The organism is Roseovarius sp. JB2-10 (assembly GCF_055693585.1).
The window spans coordinates 2,151,319-2,176,773 of the sequence record NZ_CM146337.1 but is presented as its reverse complement, the minus strand read 5'-3'; the positions used below and the strand labels follow the sequence as shown (position 1 = coordinate 2,176,773).

Genomic DNA, 25,455 nt, shown 5'->3' with positions numbered 1-25,455 from the left:
AGGTATCGCCAATGTCAGATCCAAACTCTTTGATGACACCGCTTGAAATGCATAACGGCGCGTTGCGCACACCAATCGACCCATCACATCTGGGCACTGCCGTTTTGGACAAGTCTGGAGAGTTCGATGCGGGAACCCACCATAGCTTTACGCTGACCTATACGGCCGGGCGTTTCGGCGTTGATGACAGCGGCAGCATCCGCGTGGTCTGGCGCTTTGCCACCGACCAGACCAATCCGCAATTCGAAGATCCAAAAGCCGCGGGCTATACCGAGTTTCTAGCTTCGAACAATGCCGTCTTGCAGGCCCGTTTTGATCCGAAAGGCAACATTCGCCCATGGGACCGAACGCTACAGATCAAAGTTGTCAAAGGCTTCATGAAGGAAGGTGACACAATCACGGTTCGCTTTGGTGTGACCGATCATGGTGGCCCCGGTATGCGCCTGCAAACCTTCTGCGAAAGCCGGTATGAATTTCGCGTCTTGGTCGATCCAATCGCCACCTACAACTTCCAAACGTTAGCCATGCAACCAGCGATATCTATCGTGCCCGGCGTACCGGAGGCATGGGTTGCTGTGGTGCCGTCAACAATTGCCAGCGGCGCGCCATTTGCGTTGAAGATCAAAGCCGAAGACACTTGGGGTAACCCGACGAACAAGGCGGCGATGACGCTGACACCTAAAGCAAATCAGCCGATCGAAAATCTACCAGATTCAATTGAGGTGGTGGGGGGAACTTTCTCGACGGTGCTCGATGGGCTTGTGGCGCGCGAGAGCGGTCCCTTGGAGATCACCCTTCACGCCCCAGACGGATCGCGTGTCACAACCTGCAATCCGGCGATTGTTTCAGACGCCCCGCCACTTATGAGTTTTTGGGGTGATCTGCACGGTCAATCGGACGAAACTCTGGGGACCAACAGCGCCGCTGATTATTTTACATTCGGGCGCGATAAAGCGTTCTTGGATGCCTGCGCCCACCAAGGCAATGACTTCCAGATGACGGATACGTTTTGGAAAGACCTCAACAAAGTCACCGCGCATTTCAACAAGGATGGAGAATTCGTCACGCTACCCGGTTATGAATGGTCCGGAAACACGGCGCTTGGTGGAGACCGGAACGTGTTCTTCCCCGTTGAAGGGCGCACGATGCGCCGGTCCTCTCACGCATTGATCGAGGACCAAAGCGACATTGGCACTGATTGCCACACGGCGGGCGAATTGTTCGAAGCTTTTGCCGAAAACAAGGAATGGGACGTCATCTGTTTTGCCCATTGCGGCGGGCGCTATGCTGATATCACCATGGCCCATGACGGCCGTTTCGAAAAGTCCGTAGAAGTTCATTCCGCCTGGGGCACATTTGAATGGATCGTGCAGGATGCATTCAAAAGCGGATACCGCGTTGGCATTATCGGCAATTCCGATGGCCACAAGGGCCGCCCTGGAGCGAGCTACCCCGGTGCCGGTTGGTTTGGCGCGGTCGGCGGCCTCACTTGTTTTCTGATGCCGGAATTGACGCGAGATGGCTTGATCGATTGCATCAATGCGCGCCACCATTATGCGACGACCGGTGGGCCAAGTGGTCGGCTTCGGCTCGAGGTCACAGCAACGTTTGGTGGCCCCGCGACGCAGTATCTTGATGATCCGCTACTGAGCGCTGATTGCGAAACCAAGCCGTGTACAGCGGCGATGATGGGCGACATTGTCCATCTCCCCGCCGGTAACGTTCACCTCAAGGTAAGTGTGGACGCGGCTTCACCCGTGCGCCGCATCGATATCTTCAACGGTCTCGGTCATCTGGAATGCCATCGCCCTTACACCGAAGAAGACCTTGGGACTCGGATCTGTGTGATATGGGAGGGTGCAGAATATCGCGGGCGTTTCCGTGCCGTGCCATGGGATGGGTCTGCGGTTTTTGACAAAGCCACTGTGACTTCTGCTGTGCCCGTGAACTTCTTTAATCGCGACAAGACACTCGAGCTCAAAGACGGAGCTGAGCTGTCATGGCAATCGGTCACAACTGGCAATTTCGCGGGTTTCATCGCCGATCTGAAGGATAGCACTGCTGGTGAAATCACGCTCAGCACGGCATTGATCAATGAACGCGTCGCATTGGCCGACATCGGATATGAAGACACCGTGTTGGATGCATCCGATATCCTGCCGCGCGGTATCCGCCTGTTCCGGCTGCCCGACCAAAACCCGCATACTTCGGTACAGATTGAGCGCAACCTGAGCCCACAGACCGGCAGAGACAACCCGTTTTATGTGCGCGTCACCTTGGAAGACGGAACGCAGGCTTGGTCCAGTCCGATCTACGTGCTTCGCGAAGTCGCGGCTTAGTGCCGATATGGTGAAACTGTCTCCGCAAAGCGTAACCTGGCCTGAGGACGGGCTCTAGGCAGCTCGCCTTTCTGATGACTACACTGCTCCAGCTGGGCATGTCATTCAGGCCGAACGTACGTCCGTGCGATGGCAAAACCCTCCTGTCGGGTCCAGTCGGATCATGCTTTTCAAGCTAGATTAACCAAAGAGCCTGCAACAGCCGGGCATTCGTGAATACTTGGCGCCTTTGGTTCTTGCAATGACTGGCATCACCATGCTGTTCACGACCACTTTGCCGCTATGAAAGCAATTACCGTATTTGATCTGGCGCGGGTCTCTCGGGAGACGGAAACGCTTCGGCTTTCAAGCTAAACTTCCAACGATACAGCAACGCCAGTTGTGACCCTTCTCGACAGTCGAAAAGCGGACAGTAAGCCAATCCGATGCTTGAGTCATTTTGGGCTCGAAGCGGGTACTCAACCTTGCTCAACGCGTCCTAAAAGTGCCTTTGCCGCGGCTTGTTCCGCCTGGCGTTTTGACCCGGCAGTGGCAGATTCCGGATCGTGCCCTTCAAGCTGCGCCTCTATCGTAAACTGCGGGGCATGATCCGGGCCTGTGCGGGCGGCCTCGACATAGCGTGGCGGCTGCAATCCCCGGGCCTGCGCCCATTCCTGCAATGCTGTTTTGGCATCGCGGGCATCGGCCTCGACCTTACCCACCCGGTCTCCCCACAGACGCAGGATCATGGTTTTTGCGATATCAAATCCGCCGTCCAGATAGACCGCCGCAATGACCGCTTCCATCGCGTCACCGAGCAGCGCCTCCTTGCGCCGCCCTCCTGACATCATCTCAGACCGGCCCAACTTGAGCACGGCCCCGATATCGACCTGACGCGCGACGTCGGCACAGGTTTCCTTGCGGACCAATGCATTGAAGCGCGGGGCCAGCTGCCCTTCGGTTGCCGCAGGGTCATGCTCCAACACCGCCTGCGCCATGACGAGGCCTAACACACGATCCCCCAGAAATTCTAGGCGCTGATTGTCATCGCGGGTCGCCGAAGACATCGAAGAATGCGTGACCGCGCGAACCAACAACGCGGGGTCGGAAAAATGGTGACCCAACCGCGCCTCAAGCGCCTTTAATTCAGCCCCAATCTTCAATCCAACGCCTTGAAGAAGCGGTCCCCGCGCCAGGTCCAGAAAAACAGCATGGAGCGGCCTGCGGATGAGAACATCACGCGTCCGGCGCGGCCAATCAGGTTTTCATATGGCACAAAGCCCACACCGCCCACGGCCGGAAGATAGCGCAGATCCGTGGAGTTATCGCGGTTGTCTCCCATGAAGAAATAATGCCCCTCCGGCACGGTGAACACGCCGGTATTGTCGGAGCGTTGCGGTCTGATGTTCAGAATGTTGTGCGAATGTCCGCCGGGCAGTGTTTCGATCTGCCGCGACTTCTGGCAATTCGCCCCTTCGCCAACCACGCCGTTTTCGCATCGCGGGCGCGAGCGGATCGGGCCTTGCGCCTCGAAAATCTCCTCAAAGACACCTGCGTCTTCAAGCTCCACCGGCTCACCATTGATATGCAGAACCGCATTCTTCATCTGCAGCTTATCACCGGGCAAACCCACAAGACGTTTAATAAAGTCAGTACCTTGTACCGGGTGACGGAAGACGATGATATCACCGCGCTCTGGCTCGGAGCCCATCAGGCGCGTGTTATCCCCGTCCAGAAAACCGCAAATGTCCGCGGCATCGATATCGATCCCCAAACGCTGAATTCGGATCGACGGGCAGGACGCATAGGAATAGCCATAGGCCATCTTGTTCACAAACAGGAAATCGCCAATCAGCAACGTGTCTTTCATGGAACCGGACGGGATCCAGAACGGCTGGAAAAAGATAGTGCGGAAAACACCGGCAAGCAGCAGTGCATACACCACCGTTTTGATCGTCTCGACGATGGAACTGGTCTCTTTGGCGTCCGAGGCCATATGGCATCTCCGATCATTGGGTCTGACGCGCTACATGGTCAGCAACGTCGTGGGTGTCAAGCAGCGTTTCCCCGATGATCCGAAGAGCGCCAAAGGTCGGCGGACCACATCGTGATGACGTGATCCGCTGTTAGTGTTATCCCAATGCTGCGTTGCAGCGTTTGCACGTGCCCGGATGCGCATGGGTGCCTACATCGGGCAGGATTTTCCAGCAGCGTTGGCATTTTTCACCGGTTGCAGGCTCGAACACGACGGTCACGCCATCAATTTCGGGCAAGCGGAAGGCTTCAGCCGGGCTGGGATCTCCGGTCAGAGCGATGTCAGACGTAATGCAGATATCATCGAAATCGACCGATTTCAGCACGGCCAACATCTCCGGATCCCGGACGTGAACCACAGGCGATGCCTCAAGCGAGGCACCAATGACCTTGTCCGTGCGCTGCACCTCTAGCGCTGCGGTCACAGCACGGCGGGCTTGGCGAACCTGCGCCCATTTGGCGGCCAGCGGCTCATCCAGCCAATCGGCGGGCGTCTCCGGGATGTCGGTCAGGTGGATCGAACTCTCCTCACCGGGGAAACGCTCCAACCAGACCTCCTCCATCGTAAAGACCAGAACCGGGGCCAGCCACGTGGTCAGACGGGCAAAGAGCAGATCGAGCACGGTGCGGGCCGCCCGACGGCGCGCCGTATCCCCGTCGCAATAGAGCACGTCCTTGCGGATATCGAAGTAGAACGCGCTGAGCTCGACCGTGGCAAAGTTGAAAAGCGCCTGGAACACGCCTTGGAAATCATAGGCGGCGTAACCGGTGCGCACCTTGTGATCCAGCTCGGCCAGACGGTGCAGGACCCAACGCTCCAATTCAGGCATGTCGGCAGGCTCCACCCGGTCGCTTTCATCAAAATGCGCCAAGGCCCCCAGCATGAAACGCATCGTGTTGCGCAACCGGCGATAGCTGTCTGCGGTCCCCTTTAGGATTTCGGGGCCGATCCGCTGATCATTGGTGTAGTCCGTCTGGGCCACCCAGAGGCGCAGAATGTCGGCGCCGTATTGCTTCACAACCTCCTCGGGCACAATCGTGTTGCCCAGAGATTTGGACATCTTGATGCCCTTCTCGTCCAGCGTGAACCCATGGGTCAGCACACCGCGATAGGGCGCGCAGCCTTGGGTGCCACAGCTTTGCAGCAATGACGAATGGAACCATCCGCGATGTTGGTCGGTGCCTTCCAGGTATAGGTCCGCACGGCCATCATCGCTGCCATCCTCACGGTCGCGCAAAACAAACGCGTGGGTCGATCCTGAATCGAACCAAACGTCGAGAATGTCATCGACCTTGATCCAGTCTTCATGGGCGTAGTCATTGCCCAAGAACCGCTCTTTGGCGCCGTCCTTGTACCAGGCATCTGCTCCTTCGGCCTCAAACGCTTCAAGGATGCGGGCGTTGACCTTTTCATCGCGCAGGAGGAAGCCGTCATCGGTCGGCAGCGCCCCTTTGCGCACGAAACAGGTCAGCGGCACGCCCCAGGCACGCTGGCGGCTGAGCACCCAGTCTGGTCGCGCCTCGATCATCGAATAAAGCCGGTTGCGACCTGTCTTGGGCGTCCAGTTGACGTTGTCGATCTCGGTCAGGGCACGTTCGCGGATCGTGGTGCCGTGGGTGTCCTGCCCGTCACCAACGGCCTGATCGATCGCGGCAAACCATTGTGGCGTGTTACGGTAGATCACCGGTGCTTTGGAACGCCAGGAATGCGGATAGGAGTGCTTGATCTTGCCACGCGCCAGAAGGCCACCAACCTCGACCAGTTTGTCGATCACGGCCTTGTTGGCATCGCCTTCCCCACCCTTGCGGCTGAGGATGTATTTGCCACCAAAGAACGGCAGGTCCGCGCGGAACGAGCCATCATCCATCACGTTATAGGTGATGACCTGACCCAGCATGCCCAGATCACGGTACAGCTCGTATTCCTCCATGCCGTGGGAAGGTGCGCAATGCACGAAACCGGTGCCTTCTTCATCGGTCACGAAGTCCGCGGCGCGGAAATCACGCAGATCATCCCACTCGCCATTGCTGCCCTCGGCACCAGCCAGCGGGTGTTGCAACGACAGACCGGAAAGCTCATCCGCCGTCACATCGCGCACACGTGTCCATTGATTGTCGGCCAAGCGCGCACGACCCAGCACATCCGCCGCCAGTTTATCGGCGAGGATGAAACGATCCCCCGGCGCGGCCCAGCATTCCTCGGGCGTCGCGGTGACTTCGTAAAGCCCGTAGGAGAAGTTTTCGCCAAAAACCACGGCTTTGTTGGACGGGATGGTCCAGGGGGTGGTTGTCCAGATGACAACATTTGCGCCTTCCAGATCCCCGGCAGTTACCACCCGGAACTTCACCCAAATGGTGAAGCTATCCTTGTCGTGATACTCAACTTCGGCCTCAGCCAGTGCGGTCTGTTCGATGGGCGACCACATGACAGGTTTGGAGCCCTGGTAAAGCGTGCCGTTCATCAGAAATTTCTGGAATTCTTCCGCAATGATCCGCTCTGACCGGAAATCCATCGTCAGATAAGGCTTGGACCATTTGCCGGTCACGCCCAGGCGCTTGAACTCATCGCGCTGGATGTCGATCCAGCCATCGGCGAACTTGCGGCACTCCTGGCGGAAGTCGACGATATCGACCTCATCCTTGTTGCGGCCCTTCTTGCGGTATTGCTCCTCGATCTTCCATTCGATTGGAAGCCCGTGGCAGTCCCAGCCGGGGATGTAGCGCGCATCGCGGCCCATCATCTGCTGTGAACGTACCACCATATCCTTGAGGATCTTGTTTAGCGCGTGGCCGATATGCAGATGCCCGTTGGCGTAAGGAGGGCCGTCATGCAGGGTGAAGCTTTCGCGCGCACCACCCGTCTCGGCGGCCTTTTTGCGCAGGGTGTCGTAGATGCCGATCTTGTTCCACCTCTCCAGCCATTCAGGCTCGCGTTTGGGCAGGCCCGCGCGCATCGGGAAATCGGTTTGAGGCAGGTTCAGCGTATCTTTGTAGTCAGGTGTCTCGGCGCACATCAGTGGCGTCCTTCATATGCGGGTATGTTGGGAAAATCTGGGGCGGCGCGTGAGCTCATACGCCTTGTCCCGGCGGCTCGATGGTCTCAGAGCGCCGGGCATATAATTCGAATAATGATCGCCAGTATCCGTGTCATGTCCGGCGTTATAGGCAGCCCGGCGGAGCGGCACAAGATATATGACACACAGCCAACGGCATCATCATGCTAGACTGGACACAGACACCACGAAAGGACGCCCATGTACGAGCCCAAAGATGTGCTGACGTCGATAGACCACGTTTATAGTAACCAGCGCCAACCCTACGACAGCCAGACGCAGAAATTCATCGACCATATTGATGATCTCTGCCGCATCTGGATTGAGCATTCGACGTTTCTGACCATGGCCACGGTGGACAAGGCAGGCAACATGGATGTCTCGCCCAAGGGTGATCCTGCGGGCTTCGTAAAGGTGCTCGACCCAAAGACGCTGGCCATTCCCGACCGGCCGGGCAATCACCGCTATGACGGCTTCCGCAACATCATGGAAACAGGGCGCGTCGGGCTGATTTTTCTGGTCTCTGGCCGCAACGAGGTGGTGCGTGTGAACGGCAGCGCCGTGGTGGTCGAAGACATGGCCGTGCGCGAACAATGCGCCATCAAAGGTCGGGTGCCGGATTTTGCGGTGATCGTGCGCGTAGAAGAAGCGTTTTACCATTGCGGCAAATCCATTATCCGCTCGCGTCTGTGGCACCCGGAAGAGCAAAGCGAGGTGACCGCGTTGCCAACCTATGCCGAGGCGCTGATTGCGCATGGAGAGCTGGACATCGCCTATGACGAGATGACGGCCCGGCTGCGGCATAACGACGAAAACAGGCTCTACGACGAATAGGGCGAACCACCCCCTTGCACGGCGCGCTGTGCCGGTGCAGGAAAGGAGTATGAACACCGCCCTGCCCCCCCGTTTTGACATCGCGCGCCCAGATATCGAGCGTGTTGTGGCGGTATTTTACGCGGCCGTTCGCGAGCATCCGGGTCTGGCGCCCGTCTTTGCGGCACATGTAGAAGACTGGCCCGCACATGAAGCCAAAGTGGCAGATTTCTGGGCCAACACGATCCTGCACGAGCGCAGCTACGATGGCAGTCCTGTGGCAGTGCATGTGAACGCGGGCAACGTCCAGCCGGGCATGTTCGAAAGCTGGTTGGCGCTGTTTGACAGCACCTTGAAAGGGGAATTAACCGAGGATCAGGCGGTCAGATGGTCCGCGCTGTCGCACCGCATCGGACGTAGCATGCGCGCGGCCGTCGTAGACCGCGAAAAACTCCCAGGCGGTGTGCCGAAACTACGGTGACGCCCGATTTGCCCAAAGACATCAATTAGCTTTGATGTTGAGCGACGCCTTGAGCCACGCGGCGTAATCCGCCAGCGCTGCCTCGTTACGCGAACAATATGTCCATTTCTGCTGCCGTTTGGCTATGATGAAACCCGCGCGCTTCAAAAGCTCGATATGGCGACTCATCGTGGGCTGGCTCACCCCGAAATGCGCGGCGATAAGCTGCACACAAACACCCGTTTCAACAGGATCCGCGGATTCCTGACCGCTGAAATGCTTCATCGGCTCATCCAGTATGCGAAGCACCTCGATCCGCGTTTCATTCGCGAGCGCCTTGACTTGATCTTCTCTGTTTGGCATATCAATAGTTATATCGCAATATTGCTATTTGTAAATACGTAAATGGAGAGAAAAATGCGTCTGGCGCTTGATGAACGGTATTCATTTGAAGGCCAGTCCGTGGCCTGGGGATCGATCGGCAAAGGTGATCCGATTGTCCTCGTGCATGGCTTTCCGTGGTCGTCTCAATCCTGGCGGGCGATCGCGCCATGGCTCGCCCATACGCATTCTGTCTACTACTTCGACATGCTCGGCACGGGGCAATCCGAAAAGGGTGCTGCGCAAAACGTCACCGAATCCGTGCAGAGTGATTTACTGGCGGCTCTGTTTGATCATTGGGGTCTCGACCGACCACAGGTTGTCGGCCACGATTTCGGCGGTCTGGCTGCGCTGCGCGGTCATTTCATCAACGGGTTGGACTATGGCAAACTTCATCTGGTGAACTCGGTGGCGATTTTGCCGTCCGGCTCTCCGTTTTATGCCCATGTGGCGCAATATGAGCCGGCCTTTGCCGGGCTGCCCGATTACGCACATGAAGCCTTGTTTCGCGCCTATATCCAGGCTGCAGCGCACCATCCGCTGCGCGAAGAGGCGTTTCGCACCTATCTGAACTCGTGGTCCGGCGATGACGGCAAACCCGCGTTCTACCGACAGATTGCCCAGGCCGATCTGGCCAATATCGAAGCGGCGCAAAAACTCTACCGTCCCACGGATTTTGATGTCCATGTCACCTGGGGCATGCAGGACACGTTCATCCCGCCCGAACGCGGCCGAAAAATTGCCAAGCTCCTGAATGCAAAGACATTCACCCCGATTGAAGACGCTGCGCATCTTGTGCAGGAGGATGCACCTGCCGCTCTGCTCGGGTCGTTGCTTGGCAACATCTGACCCCGGGTCAGCCCTTGCCAAACAGCCCTGTCAGCGCGCGTTTGACCAACCCGGTGACAGAGGGGCGCTTGGTGCGGTTAAAGGGCAGCGGACGACAAACCTCGATCGCGGCCACACCGACACGGGCGGTCAACGCGCCATTCACGATACCCTCGCCAAACCGGCGGGACAGTTTGGACAGCACACTGCCACCCGCCACAGAGCCGATCAGGTCATCGCCAATTGCCACTGCACCTGTTGCCACCAGATGGGTCATCACCGCGCGGGTCAGTCGCCAACTGCCCAACGTGCCGGAACGACCACCGTAAATCTCAGCCACCCGGCGGATCATCCGGATGTTGGAGGTAAGTGCAGCCACCACATCGGCCAATGCCAGCGGCACAATAGCTGTAACGGTCGCAACCTGCCGCGCCGCGGCTTCAACCTCACGCAAGGCCGCCTGATCCAGCGGCTCCATCAGTTCCGTCTCAGCCAAACCCAAAAGGCCTGATGCGTCAAACTGATCCGCGCCATATTCCGCCAGCCGGTCACGGCCCCACCGGGTTTCATCGCGGTTTTTATAAAACGACGTCAGCCGCGATACCACTTTGCGCGCTTTCCCGAGATCCTGTTCTGCAAGGGCAACTTCGGCTTCTGTCTGTAGCGTATCGATGCGTTTGAGGCGTGAAAATGCCGCCAGTTCGCGCAGTGCAATCGCCAGCATGACCAGAGCCAGCACACCCAACAACCCGGTGACCGCCCACCCCAGAAGCGGCGCGCGCTCCAGAAGGCCCGTCACAAAGTCCCAAGCCGCCACAGAAAGCGCAACGCCCAAGAGTGACATCAGAATGCCCCAGAACCACCGCGCCAATCGCGAGGGGCGGCGCGCCGTCAATGCCGCAACGGTTTGCATCGCTTGACCCTTTGGGGCGGGCGCAAGATCCGGCACGGGGGGCAGTGTCCGGGTTGGCAGCAGGCGCGCTGTCTTCCAGATCAATCAGAACCGGACCTTTGGTCATAACCTATCTCCCAAAAGGAATTGCGCCGCGCGGTCCAGACGGATGTGGGGTGGACCTTCGCCGGGTTTCAGCGTCAGTTTCGCCGGCGCGAATTGCATGACCTGATAATCTGCATCCAGCCACTTTTCCGCACCGTCACGGGCGGCTGACATCAGTCGTTGCGGGTCTTCGGGCAGATCACCGGGATAAAATGCGGCCTGTTTGCCTGTCTCTAACAATTGCCCCCGCACACAGGCCAGATCACTCCCCTCATGGGGTATGGTTTCTTCGACCGTGGCCCGCAGGGCGGCGATGGCCATGGCATGTGTCTCGGCACCGGCAAAATCGGCCTTGTCCCGGGCATCACGCGTCAGCGTCTGCATAATTGCGGCCAGACGATCATGTTGCGTGTGGTGCAGATGATCCGCTTTGGTGGCGGCAAAGAGGATTTTTTCGACCCGGCGCCCCATCAGCAACCGGGTCAGAAAATCGTTCCGCCCAGGACGGAAGGCCCCCAGAATATCCGCCATGGCGTGGCGCATGTCTTCGACCGCTTGCGGCCCTTTGTGGATGGCACCGAGTGCGTCCACCAATACGATCTGGCGATCGATCTTGGCAAAGTGGTCGCGAAAAAAAGGTTTGATAATCTGGGTTTTATAGGCCTCAAACCGGCGTTCCATCTCGCGCCAGAGCGCACGGCGCGGCGGACGGTCAGGATGGTTCAGCGGGGCAAAGGTCAGGGCTGGCGAGCCTGCCAGATCGCCCGGCAACAAAAAGCGCCCCGGCGTGCAATCATAAAACCCGGCACTGCGCGCGGCCTGCAGATAGGCGGTGAACGTTTCCGCCAAAGATTTAGCAACGGTTTCGTCGAGCTTTTCTGCTGCGTCCGTCCCCTTGGCTTGCGCCAGAAACGCCTGAGCCTCCGGCCGGTCCGCGATGCGGGTCAACACCTCATCGGACCATGCCGCATAGCTTTTATCCAACAAAGCAAGGTCCAAAAGCCATTCACCTGGATAGTCCACAATGTCCAAATGCACCGTTTGGGGCCCGCGCAATCCGCCAAGCAGGCCGCTTGGGCGCACTCTGAGCGACAGGCGCAGTTCCGAAACAGCGCGGGTGCTGTCGGGCCAGTGGGGCGTGGTTGCGGTCAATGCCCCCAGATGCGCCTCATAGTCAAACCGCGGGACCGTATCATTCGGTTGTGGCTGCAAAAACGCGGCCTGAACGCGCCCATCGCTGGCCGCCAACAGGCCGGGCATACGTGCGCGGTCCATCAGATTGGCCACCAGAGACGTAATGAACACGGTTTTGCCCGAACGTGCCAAACCGGTCACGCCCAGGCGAATGACCGGCTCAAACAATGTCTCGGAAATGGTGTCGCTGACGTTTTCAATGCCCCGCGTTACGCCATCTGCAATCGTGGAAATGACCAATTAACTGCCCTTTCAGCCCCTATCGCCCATAGATAGCTATGCCCGCCGAAGGTTGCCAGAGGGGAGGTTTGGGGGATTGTTCCCCTGCCCGCCCCGGTTTATGTGGCTGCCATGCCCAGATACGCCCTCAAAGTCGAATATCACGGTGCGCCCTTCGCTGGCTGGCAGCGACAAGCAGATCAGCCCTCGGTTCAGGGCGCGATCGAGGCTGCGTTGGCCAAATTGGAACCCGGGGCGCATACGATCGCGGCGGCCGGACGTACCGATGCTGGCGTGCATGCGCTGGCACAGGTGGCGCATTGCGATATGGCGCAGGACTGGGATCCGTTTCGGTTGTCTGAGGCCCTGAATTATCATCTGAAACCCGCGCCGATTGCCATTCTGGCCTGCACAGAAGTTGCCGAAGACTGGCATGCACGTTTTTCTGCGTTGGAGCGGCAGTATTTCTTTCGCTTGCTGACCCGCCGCGCCCCTGCGACCCATGATGCGGGTTTGGTTTGGCAAGTATCGCATCCGCTCGACGTCGATGCGATGCGCGCCGGAGCGGCCCACCTGATCGGCAAACATGATTTCACCACCTTCCGTTCGAGCATCTGTCAGGCCGCCAGCCCGGTCAAAACCGTTGATGCGATCACCATCGAACCTGTCCAGACGCGCGCCGGAGACGAAGTGCATTTTCATGTCCGCGCCCGGTCCTTCCTGCACAATCAGGTGCGCAGTTTCGTGGGCACGCTGGAACGCGTTGGGGGCGGTTCGTGGCCACCAGAGCGGATCAAAACGGCGCTTGAGGCCTGTGATCGGGCCGCCTGCGGGCCGGTTTGCCCACCGCAAGGTCTCTATCTCGCAGAGGTCACCTACCCGGAAGACCCCTTCGTCTGATTTGCCTTTGATCTTGGCCTTGGCCCGCGTTAAAGCTGCACCTCAAGCGGTCCCGTAGCTCAACTGGATAGAGCAGCTGACTTCTAATCAGCAGGTTGAGGGTTCGAGTCCTTCCGGGATCGCCATTGGTTTCCACTTTTCAATGCCATCGCGCGCAATCGTTTGTGACCTTCTGCGCCATGCGACCTCCGCGTTGATTGATATCATCCATGGGTCGCATCATAAATTTAACCATTTAAGGCAGATGGTTAAATCAGTTCAAGCGCGTGACGCAGAAGGAAACACAGCGATTGACCGTTGGTCCTCGCGCCCCATTGAAATCAGGACCGGAGAGGTTGCCTGCTGGTTTTGGAAGGCGGTTTTGCTGTCCATCCCCTGCCAATCAATGGCTATCAAAGACTGTGCGATGGCGCCGCCCAAGGTGCTGCCGGGGCCGGTCAGAATGAACAAGTCGGGCGCAAATTCGCGTGCGGCGCATTGGACCGCGCGCGCAAAGTCATAGGGTTTCACAACCTGATGACCCAATGTGTAATCCCAGAGGGCCGATGTATCGCTGGCACCGGGCCACCAGATCGTCCCTCGCCCGTCAATCAGCGGCAGGTTTGGTTGCCCCTGGGTCAGATGACCAAGCTGCGCGCGTCCCGCACTGGCGACAGGTGCGACAATGTCCGTATGAAACGCTGCGTGATGCGGCAGCGGCGCAAGCGGTGTGCCAACCCACGCCTCGATGGCCTTCAGGCCCGGTTCGTTCCCGGCCAAAACCAGAGCACCGCCGAGATCAATGGATAAGCCAAGCGATTGATCAGACGTTGTATTGATCCGTTCGATCTCTGCCATCAATCGGGCCCGGCGGTCAGGATCGGGTTGCCAGTTTTCATCTGTGATCGGCACGATAACCTGCCCACCCTGCCCCTGCTCCTCCATCAACCGGCCCATTGTGTTGACCAGAGAGAAACCATCATCCGGTGTAAGCGCCCCGGCCACGGCCATCGAAATGTACCAGCCCATCGAGTTTCCGGTTACCGCAACCACCTCTATATCCTCGGCCAGCTCCTGTGCGTCGCACCAGGCGGATGCGTAAATCAGGGCAGATGCGGCACTGCCGACCATGTGCTGGCCTGGCGAAAACCGGGCCGCGGCATCAAGAGCACGGAGGGGCGGTTGATCCTGCGCACTACGCAGCGCATCGAAGCGGTCCAACGCGTTGGCGTGATGTCCGTGATGGCGGGCCAGATAGCCCAGTTCGGGTTTGTTGTAGCTCCCGCGTCCAGGGCAAATCAAAACGGCAGTGCGGCTCATGATGAGCGCTCCAGCTTTTTCAGGGCGGCGTCGATGATCCCTTTTGTCGACGGCAGCGTGGCGCCGTAGGCAGGTCCGGTGGCGATGAAACTATCCTGAGCGGTCAGGCGCGTGGCGCGCTGTCCCGTCTCCGCGAAATGGGTGATCAATGCCTCGGACACGTTGCCACTTTGGCGGCATTCATCCACCACCAGCAGGTTTTCGCTCCCGGCCACGGCCGCATCCAGCGCTTCGAGCGGTAATGGGGCCAGCCAGCGCAGGTCAATTATCCGTGTCTGGATGCCGTGAGTTTCTTGCAGGATTTTGCAGGCCTGGCGGGACAAATAATAGCCGTTGCCATAGGTCACGATAGCCAATTCATGACCAGCACCATGAATTCCAACCTCACCCAGTCCGATACGCGTTTCGCGCGGTGGATAGGTACCCATCCAGGCGCCATCGCCTGCCTCATGCAGGTCGCGCATTGGATAAAGGGCTATCGGTTCGACCACGACAACGAGACGCTGTTCTTCACGGGCCAGACGGACGGCCTCGCGCATCATCCCAACAGCATCGGGGCCATTTGAGGGGCACGCCAGGATCAGGCCGGGTATGTCACGCAGAACACTGAGCGAATTGTCATTGTGGAAATGCCCGCCAAAACCCTTTTGATAGCCAAGCCCGGCGATGCGCACGACCATGGGATTGGTAAATTGCCCACATGAAAAGAAAGGCAAGGTGGCGGCTTCGCCGCGCAATTGATCCTCGGCATTGTGGAGATAGGCCAGAAACTGGATTTCGGGGATTGGCACAAAGCCGTTATGCCCCATCCCAATCGCCAGCCCCAGGATGGATTGTTCGTCCAGCAAGGTATCAATGACACGGTCTGCGCCAAATCGGGATTGCAGCCGTTGCGTGACGCCGTAGACACCACCTTTACGGCCCACATCCTCGCCCATCATGACGATCTCACCATGATCCAGCATCAGGTCGCTTAGCGCCCAGTTGATCAGCTTGGCCATAGGCTGCGGCTGCGCCATTGCTTTGATATCATTTCCGAAAACGGCGTTTCGCGCTGCTTCTGAAGGTCCATTTTTGGGCGCGCAATGTCGGGGCGGTGGCACGATACTTGCCATCACGTCCGTCGCGGACCCGAGATGAGGGCGGGTGACAACTTCTGTCGCAATGCGGTCCGTTCGTTCGCAGGTTTCGGTGTAAATGCGCAGCGCATCGTCGGGAGTTAGAGCCGCTGCCTGCGAGAGCAAGCGAACGGAATGCAACAACGGATCGTTGGCCTCGTCCGCCTCAACTTCTGCGCGGCTGAGATAGCTTGTCGGCACGTCCGCACCCGCATGGCCATATAGACGAACCGTTCGGATATGCAGGAAGGCCGGTTTGCGCCGGGTCCGAACGTAATTCGCTGCCTCAACGGCGACCTTGTAGGTGTCGAAAATGTCCAACCCATTGGCGCTGAAATACCGGATGCCGGGCCGGTTTTGCATCGACGCTTTTACCCAACCTGTTGGCGTCTTGACGGAAATGCCTATTCCGTTGTCTTCGCATACGAACAGCAAGGGCAACGGAGTGGATTGCACCGAGGTCCAGCCCGCCGTGTTGAAGGCACCCTGCGCCGTTGAGTGATTTATTGATGCGTCGCCGAATGAGCACAACACGATGCCGTCATCCGGTAAGGTCCGGTGCTCGGGTGCGTGCCGACGGGCGAGCCCGAGGGAAAAGGCCGCGCCCACCGCCTTGGGCAAGTGGCTTGCGATGGTGGAGGTTTGAGGCGGAATGCAAAGTGCCTTTGAACCCAATACCTTGTGGCGCCCGCCTGATGTGGGATCGTCCGAAGAGCACGCAAAACTCAGCAACATGTCCCATGCGATTTGCTGTCCGGGCACCTGTGCTGCCCGCGCGATTTGGAAGGCCGCGTCGCGGTAATGCAAAAACGCCATATCTGTCGGGCGCAGGGCATGCGCAACAGCCGCCATGCCTTCGTGACCGGATGACCCGATGGTGTAAAACCCGGTACCGTTTTTCTGCATGTTGCGGCTGGTCCGATCCAGCGCACGGCTGAGGCATTGTGCGCGGTAGAGCGCTACGCCATCCTCCGCTGACAAAGCCGGTATCGGGGCGTTTCCTGTTGGGAAATCCTGTGCGGCCACCCTTTGCAGAAAAGCCTGATGTACAATCTCGGCGCGATCCATCGATGTCCCTTTTTACATCTGTGTGGTGCGTAGGCAGGCCTCGCGTGATGGGCCGTTGTGCAGCCCATCGTCGGCACAGGCAATGGCCAGGCGAACATTGCACGCGTATCGGGTGGCGGCACCCTGTTTCAGCTCCGGTCGTCCACCGGTGGGAAGGCCACCGATTTGTCCACCCCGCACTACCGTGCCCCCCACAAGATTTGAACGATCGTTGACATCTCGATGCCTCGCATGCCGTTAACGTGAATGAGGTGATCAGGCGGCAAACCGGGCAACCCGTTACATTTCGCCACAAGCTACGCTGCAAAAATACAAAAAACGATGGAAACAAAGTCTCACATATGTGAGAAAAACTCACATGACTGGTTCCAGAAGATTGATCCCATCCACCGCGTCACTGCGGGCGCTGGAGGCCGTTGACCGCCTCGGAAGTGCCAGCGCGGCCGCCCAGGAATTGTCGCTGACCCACGGCGCCATCAGCCGTCAGATCAAAGTATTGGAAGGACAGTTGGGGCTGACACTCGTGCAGCGGGGAACATCCGGCCTGATCCTGACGCCCGCGGCGCAAGAGTATTGTGCGGTCACCCGCGCGGCTCTGCTGGATATCTCGCGGGCGTCGGTACGGCTGCGATCCAACCCGCGCGGCGGAAGCCTGCATCTGGCGGTCCTTCCTGCGTTTGCCATGCACGTTCTGGCTCCCCTACTGCCAGAGTTTGCAACCGAACATCCCGAGATTACCGTAAACCTGTCCACGCGGCTGGAGCCCTTTGACTTTCACCGTGAAGAGTTTGACGGTGCCATTCATTGCGGCCAGCCAAACTGGCAGGGTGCGCATCATCTGGAGCTCAAAAGCGAAAAGGTACAGGCCGTGGTCGCGCCATCCCTGATCAACAACTCCCTTGAAAGCGCATCTGACGTTCTCAACCTGCCATTGCTGCAACTTGAAACGCGCCCGCATGACTGGCCGCGCTGGTTCTCGGCCCACAACATCGAAACCAGGGCGTTGCCGGGCATGTTGTTCGATCAATTCTCCACAATGGCAGCGGCGGCCGCGCATGGATCGGGTGCGGCATTGTTACCGGACTTCATGGCAAAAGCTGAAATTGAGACCGGACGGCTGGTACCTGTGTTTGGACCGGCTGTCGCCGTGCCCGACAGTTATTTTTTTGTTTGGCCGAAATACAAACCCGACCATCCTGCCCTGTCCTCCTTTGTGGCCTGGCTTGGCACGGCATTTTCAAAATGACCGGCGCGCGCGGCTGATCATTGCGCTCGTTTCGTCATCACTGGGCGTCTCACTGCCAATGATGCTTCACTGCTGGTTTAAATTAATATTCCCCACGATCAGCCTGGCACGTTCAATGGCGTCCGTCAGAGGTCTTGCAGAAGCCTCCGCGCCGTAGCCGGGTACTTTTCACGCAACCCGGCCCACCGCTCTTTCTGATTTTCAACGCCGGCGCGGGTTGTGATCAACGACCATTCCTGTGCCACACGTTCCAAAGCCTGTTTCGGCGTGACCTGCGCATTCAGGGCGGCGTCCAGCCAATTGTTCAAAACACCAAAATACTCGCTCTGGTTGGCGATGTAGAGATCAGGAATCGAGGATTGCAGGCTTTGCCGATGCTCCGACAAAAACGCGTCGGAATAGACCTGCCGTATGGTAGGGTCCGCGTAGTGTTCATCTCGAAACGGATCGAAATACCCGCCTCGGGCACGAATAGACAAAGTTGAGATGTCCGGACTGCTGGCGAAAAGCGAAAACAGATAGGCAATTTCGGGTTCCTGGCTGGCTTGGGTCACGACGTAGTTCCAGCCCCAATTGAAGTAAGGCGTCTTCAAAACCTCACCTTGAACCAATCCGCCCGGAGTTGGGCCATAAGCTAACCTACCGCGCATTTTGGACGTTGGACCGTTCAGATACTTCTGCGTCCCACCCCATCCGATATTGCAATAGACATCGCCGCGCGAAAACCGTTCCCAGTTTTCAAACAAACCCTGCATGGACACCTCTGGCACCAGATATTGCGATGCGTCGATCATCTCGGTCAGCGCTTCGACACCCTGTACCGAGGCAATTTGCGGCTCCATTTCAAGCGAGAATGGCCAGAGGCCCTTGGCATGGAACCGTACCCACCATTCCCAAGCCAGATACCCTGAAACGCGAAACAGAGCCCCGCCGTAAAGCCCCCGCTCAGGCCGGTGAAAGAAGGCCAATTGCCGGTCAAGCTCTTGCCAGGTGTCCGGAATACCCAACGCGGCCCCGGTTTCTTCGGCGTAACGCTCCTGCTCACCTGGATCGTTCAAGAGATCCGCATTGTAGAACATGACATATGTGTCGCCATCCGTCTGAAACCCATACAGGTCGTCATCAAAACTATCGCCGATGTCATAGAGCATTCCACTGCGCAATGTGGGGGGTTCATAAATGCGCGCAAAATCGGTCAACGGGCGCAGCACACCCGCGTCCACAAGATCGGGGAGACCAAAAGTTGCTGGCAACGCAAGATCAGGAGGGTTTTCGTTGGCAAGCGAATTGAGGATCAGTTGGGTGTTGATATCCTCCAAGGGCACCCGTTCGATGGCAATGCGGATGCCCGTACGGGCAGTAAACTCGGCCACCACGGGCGCCACATTGTCCTGCGAGCCATCCGGGATCAGAAACCGCAATTCCACGACGCGGCCTGCGGCCAGCTCCTTGGCTTTTTCAGCGGCCTTGTCACTCAGCCCGTCCAGCTCCATAGCGCTCAGCCTTATCGGCGCGCATGCATAGGCACCGATCGCCAGTGAACCCGCCATTACCTCGCGTCGGCTTGGCCTCAACCCCATGGTGCTTTTGATTTTCACGTCGCTCTCCCCAATTCATCGGGCCTGGCAACAGCACCCGATTAGGTTGTATAACACCAACTGATGTTCTAGTAACGTGTATTGTCACCGCAATTTTGGGGTCGAGGTTGCAGCAAATACAGCTTGGATTCTCAAGGATCGCGCTCCGATTACGATTGGTACTCCTACTGATTGTCCTGCTGGTCCTATCCCAGCCCATCATCGTCTATTTTGCGACACGCGAAATTATCACAGAGCAAACACAGGTGTCCGACAATTTGGTTGGAACCGCATTTCGCACAACGCAACTGAACGATGAAGTCAACCGGATTGCCGTGGATGTTGAAAACCTACAGTTCGTTAACGACGTTGATCAATTGCGCGACGCGTCGGAAGTGCTTGAGATCGAAATTGATGTGTTGAGCACGACCCTGGCCTCCTCGGACACAGGCACGGAAGAGCCTGCGAATGTTATCCAGATGGTCGACAGTCTAAATCTGTACAAAGCGCTGATCGCCGAGGAAACAGACGCCAAAATTATCAAGCTAGAGACCGAAAACCGCATCAAGGACCAGGCTTTGGCCGCCCGTGCGGCATCAAGTTCGATGCTTGCCCTTTTGGGTTCTGAAATTGCGACACATAAGATTTCGCTGGATAAAAACATCAGCCGGTTGGGCGCACGGGACGAAACTGTCGACGCAAACCAAACGCGGGAGATCTTCGGAAATCTGATCATCTTGAACAGCATTGCAGACCTGGTAGGGACCGAACGATTTTCCATTGCCGCTGTCGAGCAAAATTTTTCGGCTGAATTGCCTCTGGTCCGGCGCACAAATCTGCAGTTCCACATGCGTAACCTTGCGACGCAGATTGCCAAATTGCGTCGCGGCGAAACCCAGACTTTGTTGGCAAAGCTTGCCATCGACATGAACGATGCCACTTTTGGAAGCAGCGGCATTTTCAACCAGATCGACGAACATGAAGCGGCAACATCCAAAGTGACTGCAATTGCCGAGGCGCGCCAGGTACTGGCCAACAACTTGTTGGCTTTGTCCCAGTCGCGCGTTACCGACGCCCGATCCGAACTGCTCAATACTAGCAAAAGAGCCGGCGCGTTGGTCCAACGCACGCGTTTTTTTATCACGTTGATCACGGCGATTGTGGCCGCGCTCGTGATCGGTGCACTTGTGTTTGTTGTCGAGCGTCAGTTCAACCGCCGCATTTCCAGGCTCACCCGCCGGGTGCTTGCAATCGCACGCGGAGAGCAAGACACCGAGCAGCAGGTTTTGGGAAATGATGAATTGAGCGCCATGAATGATGCTCTGGCGGTTTTCAAGCAAAACGCGACCGAGCTTCGGGACGCAAACGAAGCGCTCGAGCATCGCAATGATGAAATCCGACAGCTTGGCGGGCGCCTCGAGACCATCCTTGATACGACGTCCAGTGGCATCATTGCGTTTGACCGGGAGGGGAAAATCGTCGTTGCCAACTTGCCCGCGCGACATTTCATTGGTGGCATTTCACATGAGGCCCCTTTTGAGCGCCCAAGCAATGTGAAGTTTCTGGATCGCGAGGATCTCTCCCCGCTTGATGCGTCTTCCGACCCGATCAACCGGGTGATCGCAGGTCAGGATCTGAATAACGAGATTGCCCTGATGGAGCGCGCCGGGCGCGGCGATGGTCGCTACGTGCGATTGACCAGCAACAAGGTCGACGACCCTAAGTCTGTTGTGCGCACGGTGTTGGCCATTGATGACGTGTCGGTGGCCGAACAGAACCGCCAACAGATCGAACGGGCCAGCAGATTGGACGCCTTGGGGCAACTTACGGGCGGCATCGCACATGATTTCAATAACTTACTGGCCACAATTCAATATGCCGTTCAACTATGTGCCCATGGCAAAAACGAGGAAAAACGCGCCAAGTTTGCCCAGATCGCCCTTGATTCCGTAGATCGGGGCAGCCAGCTTTCGACCCGTTTGCTGTCTTTTGCCAAACGCCAGCCCGGTATTGCGAAGTCCCACAAGGTTGACAAAATTCTGAACGAATTCCGTGGCTTGGTTGAGCCAACGATTGAGGAATTCATCACGCTTGATTTCAAAATTGATGAACCCGACATGATCGTTTTTTGCGACAGCGGACAGCTTGAAAATGCGATCCTCAATCTGGTGCTGAATGCCCGCGATGCGATTTTGCGCACTGGGACCGGCGACAAGATTTCAATCGCAGTTCGCGGTGTGGCCGAGCTGAGTGCGACCGCCACCGAGGCGGGCAGAGAACCCAATCGTTACATCACCAACACGCTCGCGTCGGAGCTTCGCCAACAGCAAAAAGATGAGAATGTAGCCTACCGGTATGTCGAGTTTTCCGTGTCGGATAACGGACCTGGCATGACCAAAGAAGTGAAACGGCGCGCGCTGGACCCTTTCTTTACGACGAAATCAACCAATTCTGGTTCTGGACTTGGTCTTTCGATGGTCTACGGCTTTGTCCAGCAGTCGGGCGGGGAATTGCGGATCTATTCGGAAGAAGAACGCGGGACGACAATGCGTCTCCTGCTGCCCCGAGGCTCCATCGGCAACAAGCGCGAAGACCCGATCGGTCGCCAGTTGCCCGTCGTGGGGAATGGCCAGCGCATATTCCTTGTGGAAGACGAAGCGCATCTGCTTGAGGCGATGCACGCACTGATCGAAAGTCTGGGCTACAAGGTTCTGACGGCGCCGTCCGGTCGAAAAGCGCTGGAGATGGTGAAAGACGGGTTGGAGTTTGACCTTTTGCTGACGGACATTGTGATGCCCGGTGGCGTTGGCGGTTTCGACCTTGCCGCCGAAGTCCGCGCGTATCACCCGGATATTCCAATCATCTACATGTCAGGTTACGCGGCCTATTCTTTGCGCGACATGGGCGTCGTCAACGCGCCATTCTTGCAAAAGCCAAGCGCGCCGGGTGAATTGGCAGAGCACCTGAGCAATGCGTTGACCCAAACGGCATAACGGGCGCTAGGGTTTATCCGGCCAGACCGATGTCGCGCAAGATCTGCGGTATTTTCTTTTTCAATGCGAAAAAGCCGCGGGTCGCATGGGGCCATGCCAGCGTGTCGTAGTCACGACGAATTTGGTGGAGTTCGATGCCCGAGTCCTTCAACGGGGTTTCGGCATCCCTGAGGCATGACGCCACGGGGCCGATAGGGGCGTAGCCCGTGATCACCGTTTTAGTGTCTGCCGCGTCAGCGGCGTTGATAATCCGCTCGGCCCAATTTGCATCCTCGTGAGAGGTATCTGCGCTTTGGACTGCCCGACCGCAGGCGTCGGCGATAGCGCCTCTCGCGAAAGCTCGCACATTGTCCGGCACATCCATTGGGGAGCGCGCATCCGTCGCATGCATCCCCAATACGGCAGATGGTGCGCGCGGCAAATTTGCTTGGATTTCGGCATCTTCTTCTGTGATCAACAACAAATACCCATCCGCGATGGCATCCGGCAGGCTCTGCGCCAATGGCAGCGGCACCCTTGGATGCACGGTGAGTTCGTCCAGAGGAGCTGCAAAACCGGCAAGCTGTTGGTCCGGACAAAATTGACCACCTGTGTATTTTGCAATGTTTGACGCGCGGGCCAGATAGGTTTTTCCCTTGGTGTGCAGTCCACCCACCCATCGCCAGCTTAGGGTATTTGACGCCGGATCCCCGTCTAACAGATGACGCAGGAAAAAATCCGCGCCCAATTCCCAAGGCAACCGAAGTGTGAAGATCCAAATCGACGCGAACCACATGCGCGTATGGTTGTGCAGGTATCCGGTTGCGATCAACTCCTGCGACCAATGGTCAAAACACGCAATGCCTGTGCGTCCGGCAATGGCATCGGTATAGTCCGTCGCCAATGACGCATTTGCTTCGACGTCCTCCAACGCCCGGCGCACACCATCCTGATAGGCCAGCCAAACGCTCGGGTGCTGCTCCAGCCAGCCTTTGAAATAGGTTCGCCAGAACACTTCCTGCACGAACTTCTCGGCACCCGACAGCGAATGGCGTGCAAGTGTCGCTGTCAAAACTTCTTCTTCAGTGATCAACCGATGGCGGATCCACGGGGACAGAGCAGACACATTGCTGCGCCGTTCAGGGCCGAAATCGAAATTCCGCTGGCTGGTATAGTGTTTTCCCATGCGCGCTGCGAACTGGTCGAGCCGCGCCAATCCTGCCTGCCGTGTGGGGGTAAATGTCAACTTTTCGGATCCGGCATCCAAGTCTTCAAATTCGAATTGCGTGCTCATGATGTCCGCCTGCATTTTTGTGAACAATAGCGCACCTCATCCCAAACCTTGGCCCATTTCTTGCGCCATGCAAACGGGCGGCCACATGTTACGCAGATCTTGGTCGGCAGGTCGGACTTTCGCTTCATTTTCATGGCCTCAATCCCCAAGCGGCAAAGACAATTGGGCGGCGTTCTTCTTTCGGTGACGCTGCCCCCTGTTCGGGATGCCACTTTTGCGGCTGCCATGCTTGGCCATCACCGCGGAAGCCTCCTCGCGAAACGCATCGCCTCGACGCACCGCCCAGATACGCGCGCGTGCCTCTTTGGCGGCCGCAATATGATCAACAATTGGAACGGGATAGGCGGCCCCCAACACAGCACCGGCGTTCGGGGCCTTCCAGGGCTCTTGCAGGAATTTGTCGTCAATCGACCCCAATTCCGGCACCCAATTTCGGGTAAAGGCACCGGTCGGGTCCTGATCATGCCCTTGTTTCACCGGGTTATAAATCCGCACCGCATTGATGCCTGTTGTGCCCGATTGCATCTGCACCTGGCTCCAGTGAATGCCCGGTTCGTAATCGGTAAAATACCGCGCCAATTGCTGACCGGGTGCGCGCCAATCCAGCCACAGATGATAACTGGCGGTTGCCATGACCATGGATCGCATCCGGAAGTTCAACCATCCCGTGGCGCGCAGATACCGCATGCAGGCATCTAAAAACGGCAAACCGGTTTCACCTTTCGCCCATGCGTCAAGTGTGGCCTGATCCGGCGAAGACGGCCGCACGCCATCATATTTGCTGTGGAAATTCCGGTATTCGATCCGCGGGTCATCCTCCAGTTTTTGGATAAAGTGACAATGCCAGTGCAGCCGCCCGTTAAATGACGTCAGAGCCCCACGCCAGGTTTTGTCCGCCGGGCGCGCGGCCGCTTTAAAGGAGCGCTGGCGGGCCCATGTGGCCTGCGCCACCTCCCGTATCGACATCGTGCCCCAGGCAAGATGCGGCGACAGGCGCGAACAGGCATATTCGCCCGCAATGGGCGAAGACATCGCCGTTCGGTAGGTCTCGCCCCGCTCGGTCAGAAAACTGTCCAGCCGTTCGCGGGCGGCGCGCCAACCTCCGATCTGGCGTTGCGGACAGATATCCGGTGACAGGCCCAGCTCACGGGCTGTCGGAATGCCGCCCTGGTCAATGGCCAATGGGGCCAATGATGGTGCCGGCGTGAGCGGTTCACGCATGAAGGCATCCCAATCTCCGGCCCACCCATCGCGCGACGCCAGGCGGCGCTTTACCCCGTGATTGCGGATCTCATTCCACGCGATACCGTGCACCCGACACCATGAAGCCACCTTCAGATCGCGCTGAAACGTCCAATCATTGCCGGTTTCCTCATGGGACCACAGCGCCGTGATGCCGTGTTGCGCCAACACATTTTCCAATACCTGCGTGACATCCCCGACCCGAACAATCAGCGGCTGACCACAGGCGGCCAGATCCGCCCGAAGTTCGTGCAAAGACTCCTCGATAAACGCCCATTGACGGCCTGACATATCAGGCGCCTGCCACAGCTCCGGTTCCACAACATAAATCGGCAGGACATCCCCCTGTTGGGCGGCCTGCGCAAGCGCGCGATTGTCGCTGACCCGGAGGTCGCGTTTGAACCAGACAATATGCACGTGGTCTTCCCGAACTGAGAGCGTG

At 57.9% G+C, this 25,455-nt stretch carries 18 protein-coding genes, 1 tRNA gene and 1 pseudogene; 8 read left to right on the top strand and 12 right to left on the bottom strand.

Annotated features, from left to right (window positions below; genetic code table 11):
- Positions 1-11 precede the first annotated feature (11 nt).
- A complete protein-coding gene (locus ACZ1HJ_RS10965) occupies positions 12-2,339 on the top strand; it encodes a DUF3604 domain-containing protein (protein WP_472718702.1) in 2,328 nt (775 codons plus the stop codon).
- Positions 2,340-2,797: 458 nt separating this feature from the next.
- Here the strand turns inward: ACZ1HJ_RS10965 and rnc are convergent, their stop codons facing one another.
- The 3 genes from rnc to ileS all read right to left on the bottom strand — a co-directional run bounded on the left by rnc (position 2,798) and on the right by ileS (position 7,366).
- Entirely contained in the window at positions 2,798-3,481 is a 684-nt protein-coding gene (gene rnc, locus ACZ1HJ_RS10960; RefSeq protein WP_472718701.1) for a ribonuclease III, read from the bottom strand.
- Positions 3,478-4,314: a signal peptidase I gene (gene lepB / locus ACZ1HJ_RS10955; protein ID WP_472718700.1), complete on the bottom strand. Its 837-nt coding sequence runs from the start codon at positions 4,312-4,314 to the stop codon at positions 3,478-3,480. The genes rnc and lepB overlap by 4 nt, the downstream gene beginning before the upstream one ends.
- Before the next feature lie 136 nt (positions 4,315-4,450).
- Positions 4,451-7,366 (bottom strand): isoleucine--tRNA ligase, encoded by a 2,916-nt coding sequence (gene ileS / locus ACZ1HJ_RS10950; RefSeq protein WP_472718699.1) that lies wholly within the window; start codon positions 7,364-7,366, stop codon positions 4,451-4,453.
- A 240-nt stretch (positions 7,367-7,606) separates the two neighbouring features.
- Here ileS and ACZ1HJ_RS10945 point away from each other — a divergent pair, with 240 nt between their 5' ends.
- Both ACZ1HJ_RS10945 and ACZ1HJ_RS10940 read left to right on the top strand, forming a co-directional pair.
- A complete protein-coding gene (locus ACZ1HJ_RS10945; protein WP_472718698.1) occupies positions 7,607-8,239 on the top strand; it encodes an MSMEG_1061 family FMN-dependent PPOX-type flavoprotein in 633 nt (210 codons plus the stop codon).
- Positions 8,240-8,288: 49 nt separating this feature from the next.
- Positions 8,289-8,699, top strand: a complete 411-nt coding sequence (locus ACZ1HJ_RS10940) for a group III truncated hemoglobin (protein WP_472718697.1) — start codon at positions 8,289-8,291, stop codon at positions 8,697-8,699.
- A 21-nt stretch (positions 8,700-8,720) separates the two neighbouring features.
- On the opposite strand, the gene ACZ1HJ_RS10935 is transcribed toward ACZ1HJ_RS10940, so the two are convergent.
- The gene (locus ACZ1HJ_RS10935) at positions 8,721-9,041 is read right to left on the bottom strand and encodes an ArsR/SmtB family transcription factor (RefSeq protein ID WP_472718696.1); all 321 of its coding nucleotides are present in this window, start codon (positions 9,039-9,041) and stop codon (positions 8,721-8,723) included.
- Between the two features lie 54 nt (positions 9,042-9,095).
- Between ACZ1HJ_RS10935 and ACZ1HJ_RS10930 the strand changes: the two genes are divergently transcribed.
- Positions 9,096-9,908 (top strand): alpha/beta fold hydrolase, encoded by an 813-nt coding sequence (locus ACZ1HJ_RS10930; RefSeq protein WP_472718695.1) that lies wholly within the window; start codon positions 9,096-9,098, stop codon positions 9,906-9,908.
- Positions 9,909-9,915: 7 nt separating this feature from the next.
- Here ACZ1HJ_RS10930 and ACZ1HJ_RS10925 read toward each other — a convergent pair.
- Together ACZ1HJ_RS10925 and ACZ1HJ_RS10920 are read right to left on the bottom strand one after the other, a co-directional pair.
- A pseudogene (locus ACZ1HJ_RS10925) lies at positions 9,916-10,906 on the bottom strand (YcjF family protein).
- On the bottom strand, positions 10,903-12,318 hold the full coding sequence (locus tag ACZ1HJ_RS10920; protein ID WP_472718694.1) for a YcjX family GTP-binding protein: 1,416 nt from the start codon (positions 12,316-12,318) through the stop codon (positions 10,903-10,905). Before ACZ1HJ_RS10920 ends, ACZ1HJ_RS10925 begins: the two are co-directional and overlap by 4 nt.
- A 111-nt stretch (positions 12,319-12,429) precedes the next feature.
- Here ACZ1HJ_RS10920 and truA point away from each other — a divergent pair, with 111 nt between their 5' ends.
- The gene (gene truA, locus ACZ1HJ_RS10915) at positions 12,430-13,197 is read left to right on the top strand and encodes a tRNA pseudouridine(38-40) synthase TruA (RefSeq protein ID WP_472718693.1); all 768 of its coding nucleotides are present in this window, start codon (positions 12,430-12,432) and stop codon (positions 13,195-13,197) included.
- A 48-nt stretch (positions 13,198-13,245) separates the two neighbouring features.
- A tRNA-Arg gene (locus ACZ1HJ_RS10910) sits at positions 13,246-13,322 on the top strand.
- 133 nt (positions 13,323-13,455) lie between these two features.
- On the opposite strand, the gene ACZ1HJ_RS10905 is transcribed toward ACZ1HJ_RS10910, so the two are convergent.
- Together ACZ1HJ_RS10905 and ACZ1HJ_RS10900 are read right to left on the bottom strand one after the other, a co-directional pair.
- Complete coding sequence (locus ACZ1HJ_RS10905) at positions 13,456-14,496, bottom strand: ACP S-malonyltransferase (protein WP_472718692.1); 1,041 nt, start codon at positions 14,494-14,496, stop codon at positions 13,456-13,458.
- Positions 14,493-16,682 carry a dehydrogenase E1 component subunit alpha/beta gene (locus tag ACZ1HJ_RS10900; protein WP_472718691.1) on the bottom strand — a complete coding sequence of 730 codons (2,190 nt, stop codon included), beginning with the start codon at positions 16,680-16,682 and terminating at the stop codon, positions 14,493-14,495. The genes ACZ1HJ_RS10905 and ACZ1HJ_RS10900 overlap by 4 nt, the downstream gene beginning before the upstream one ends.
- A gap of 358 nt (positions 16,683-17,040) precedes the next feature.
- On the opposite strand from ACZ1HJ_RS10900, the gene ACZ1HJ_RS10895 reads away from it, so the two are divergent.
- Positions 17,041-17,928, top strand: a complete 888-nt coding sequence (locus ACZ1HJ_RS10895; protein WP_472718690.1) for a LysR substrate-binding domain-containing protein — start codon at positions 17,041-17,043, stop codon at positions 17,926-17,928.
- A 125-nt stretch (positions 17,929-18,053) separates the two neighbouring features.
- Here ACZ1HJ_RS10895 and ACZ1HJ_RS10890 read toward each other — a convergent pair whose 3' ends face one another.
- Entirely contained in the window at positions 18,054-19,526 is a 1,473-nt protein-coding gene (locus ACZ1HJ_RS10890; protein WP_472718689.1) for an extracellular solute-binding protein, read from the bottom strand.
- Between the two features lie 245 nt (positions 19,527-19,771).
- Between ACZ1HJ_RS10890 and ACZ1HJ_RS10885 the strand changes: the two genes are divergently transcribed.
- Positions 19,772-22,498 carry an ATP-binding protein gene (locus ACZ1HJ_RS10885; RefSeq protein WP_472718688.1) on the top strand — a complete coding sequence of 909 codons (2,727 nt, stop codon included), beginning with the start codon at positions 19,772-19,774 and terminating at the stop codon, positions 22,496-22,498.
- Positions 22,499-22,511: 13 nt separating this feature from the next.
- On the opposite strand, the gene ACZ1HJ_RS10880 is transcribed toward ACZ1HJ_RS10885, so the two are convergent.
- From ACZ1HJ_RS10880 to ACZ1HJ_RS10870, 3 genes are read right to left on the bottom strand one after another with little or no spacing between them, the layout of a single operon-like run.
- On the bottom strand, positions 22,512-23,771 hold the full coding sequence (locus ACZ1HJ_RS10880; RefSeq protein WP_472718687.1) for an FAD-binding domain-containing protein: 1,260 nt from the start codon (positions 23,769-23,771) through the stop codon (positions 22,512-22,514).
- Complete coding sequence (locus ACZ1HJ_RS10875) at positions 23,768-23,905, bottom strand: DUF2256 domain-containing protein (RefSeq protein WP_472718686.1); 138 nt, start codon at positions 23,903-23,905, stop codon at positions 23,768-23,770. The genes ACZ1HJ_RS10880 and ACZ1HJ_RS10875 overlap by 4 nt, the downstream gene beginning before the upstream one ends.
- Before the next feature lie 4 nt (positions 23,906-23,909).
- Entirely contained in the window at positions 23,910-25,430 is a 1,521-nt protein-coding gene (locus ACZ1HJ_RS10870; protein ID WP_472718685.1) for an FAD-binding domain-containing protein, read from the bottom strand.
- Positions 25,431-25,455 lie beyond the last annotated feature (25 nt).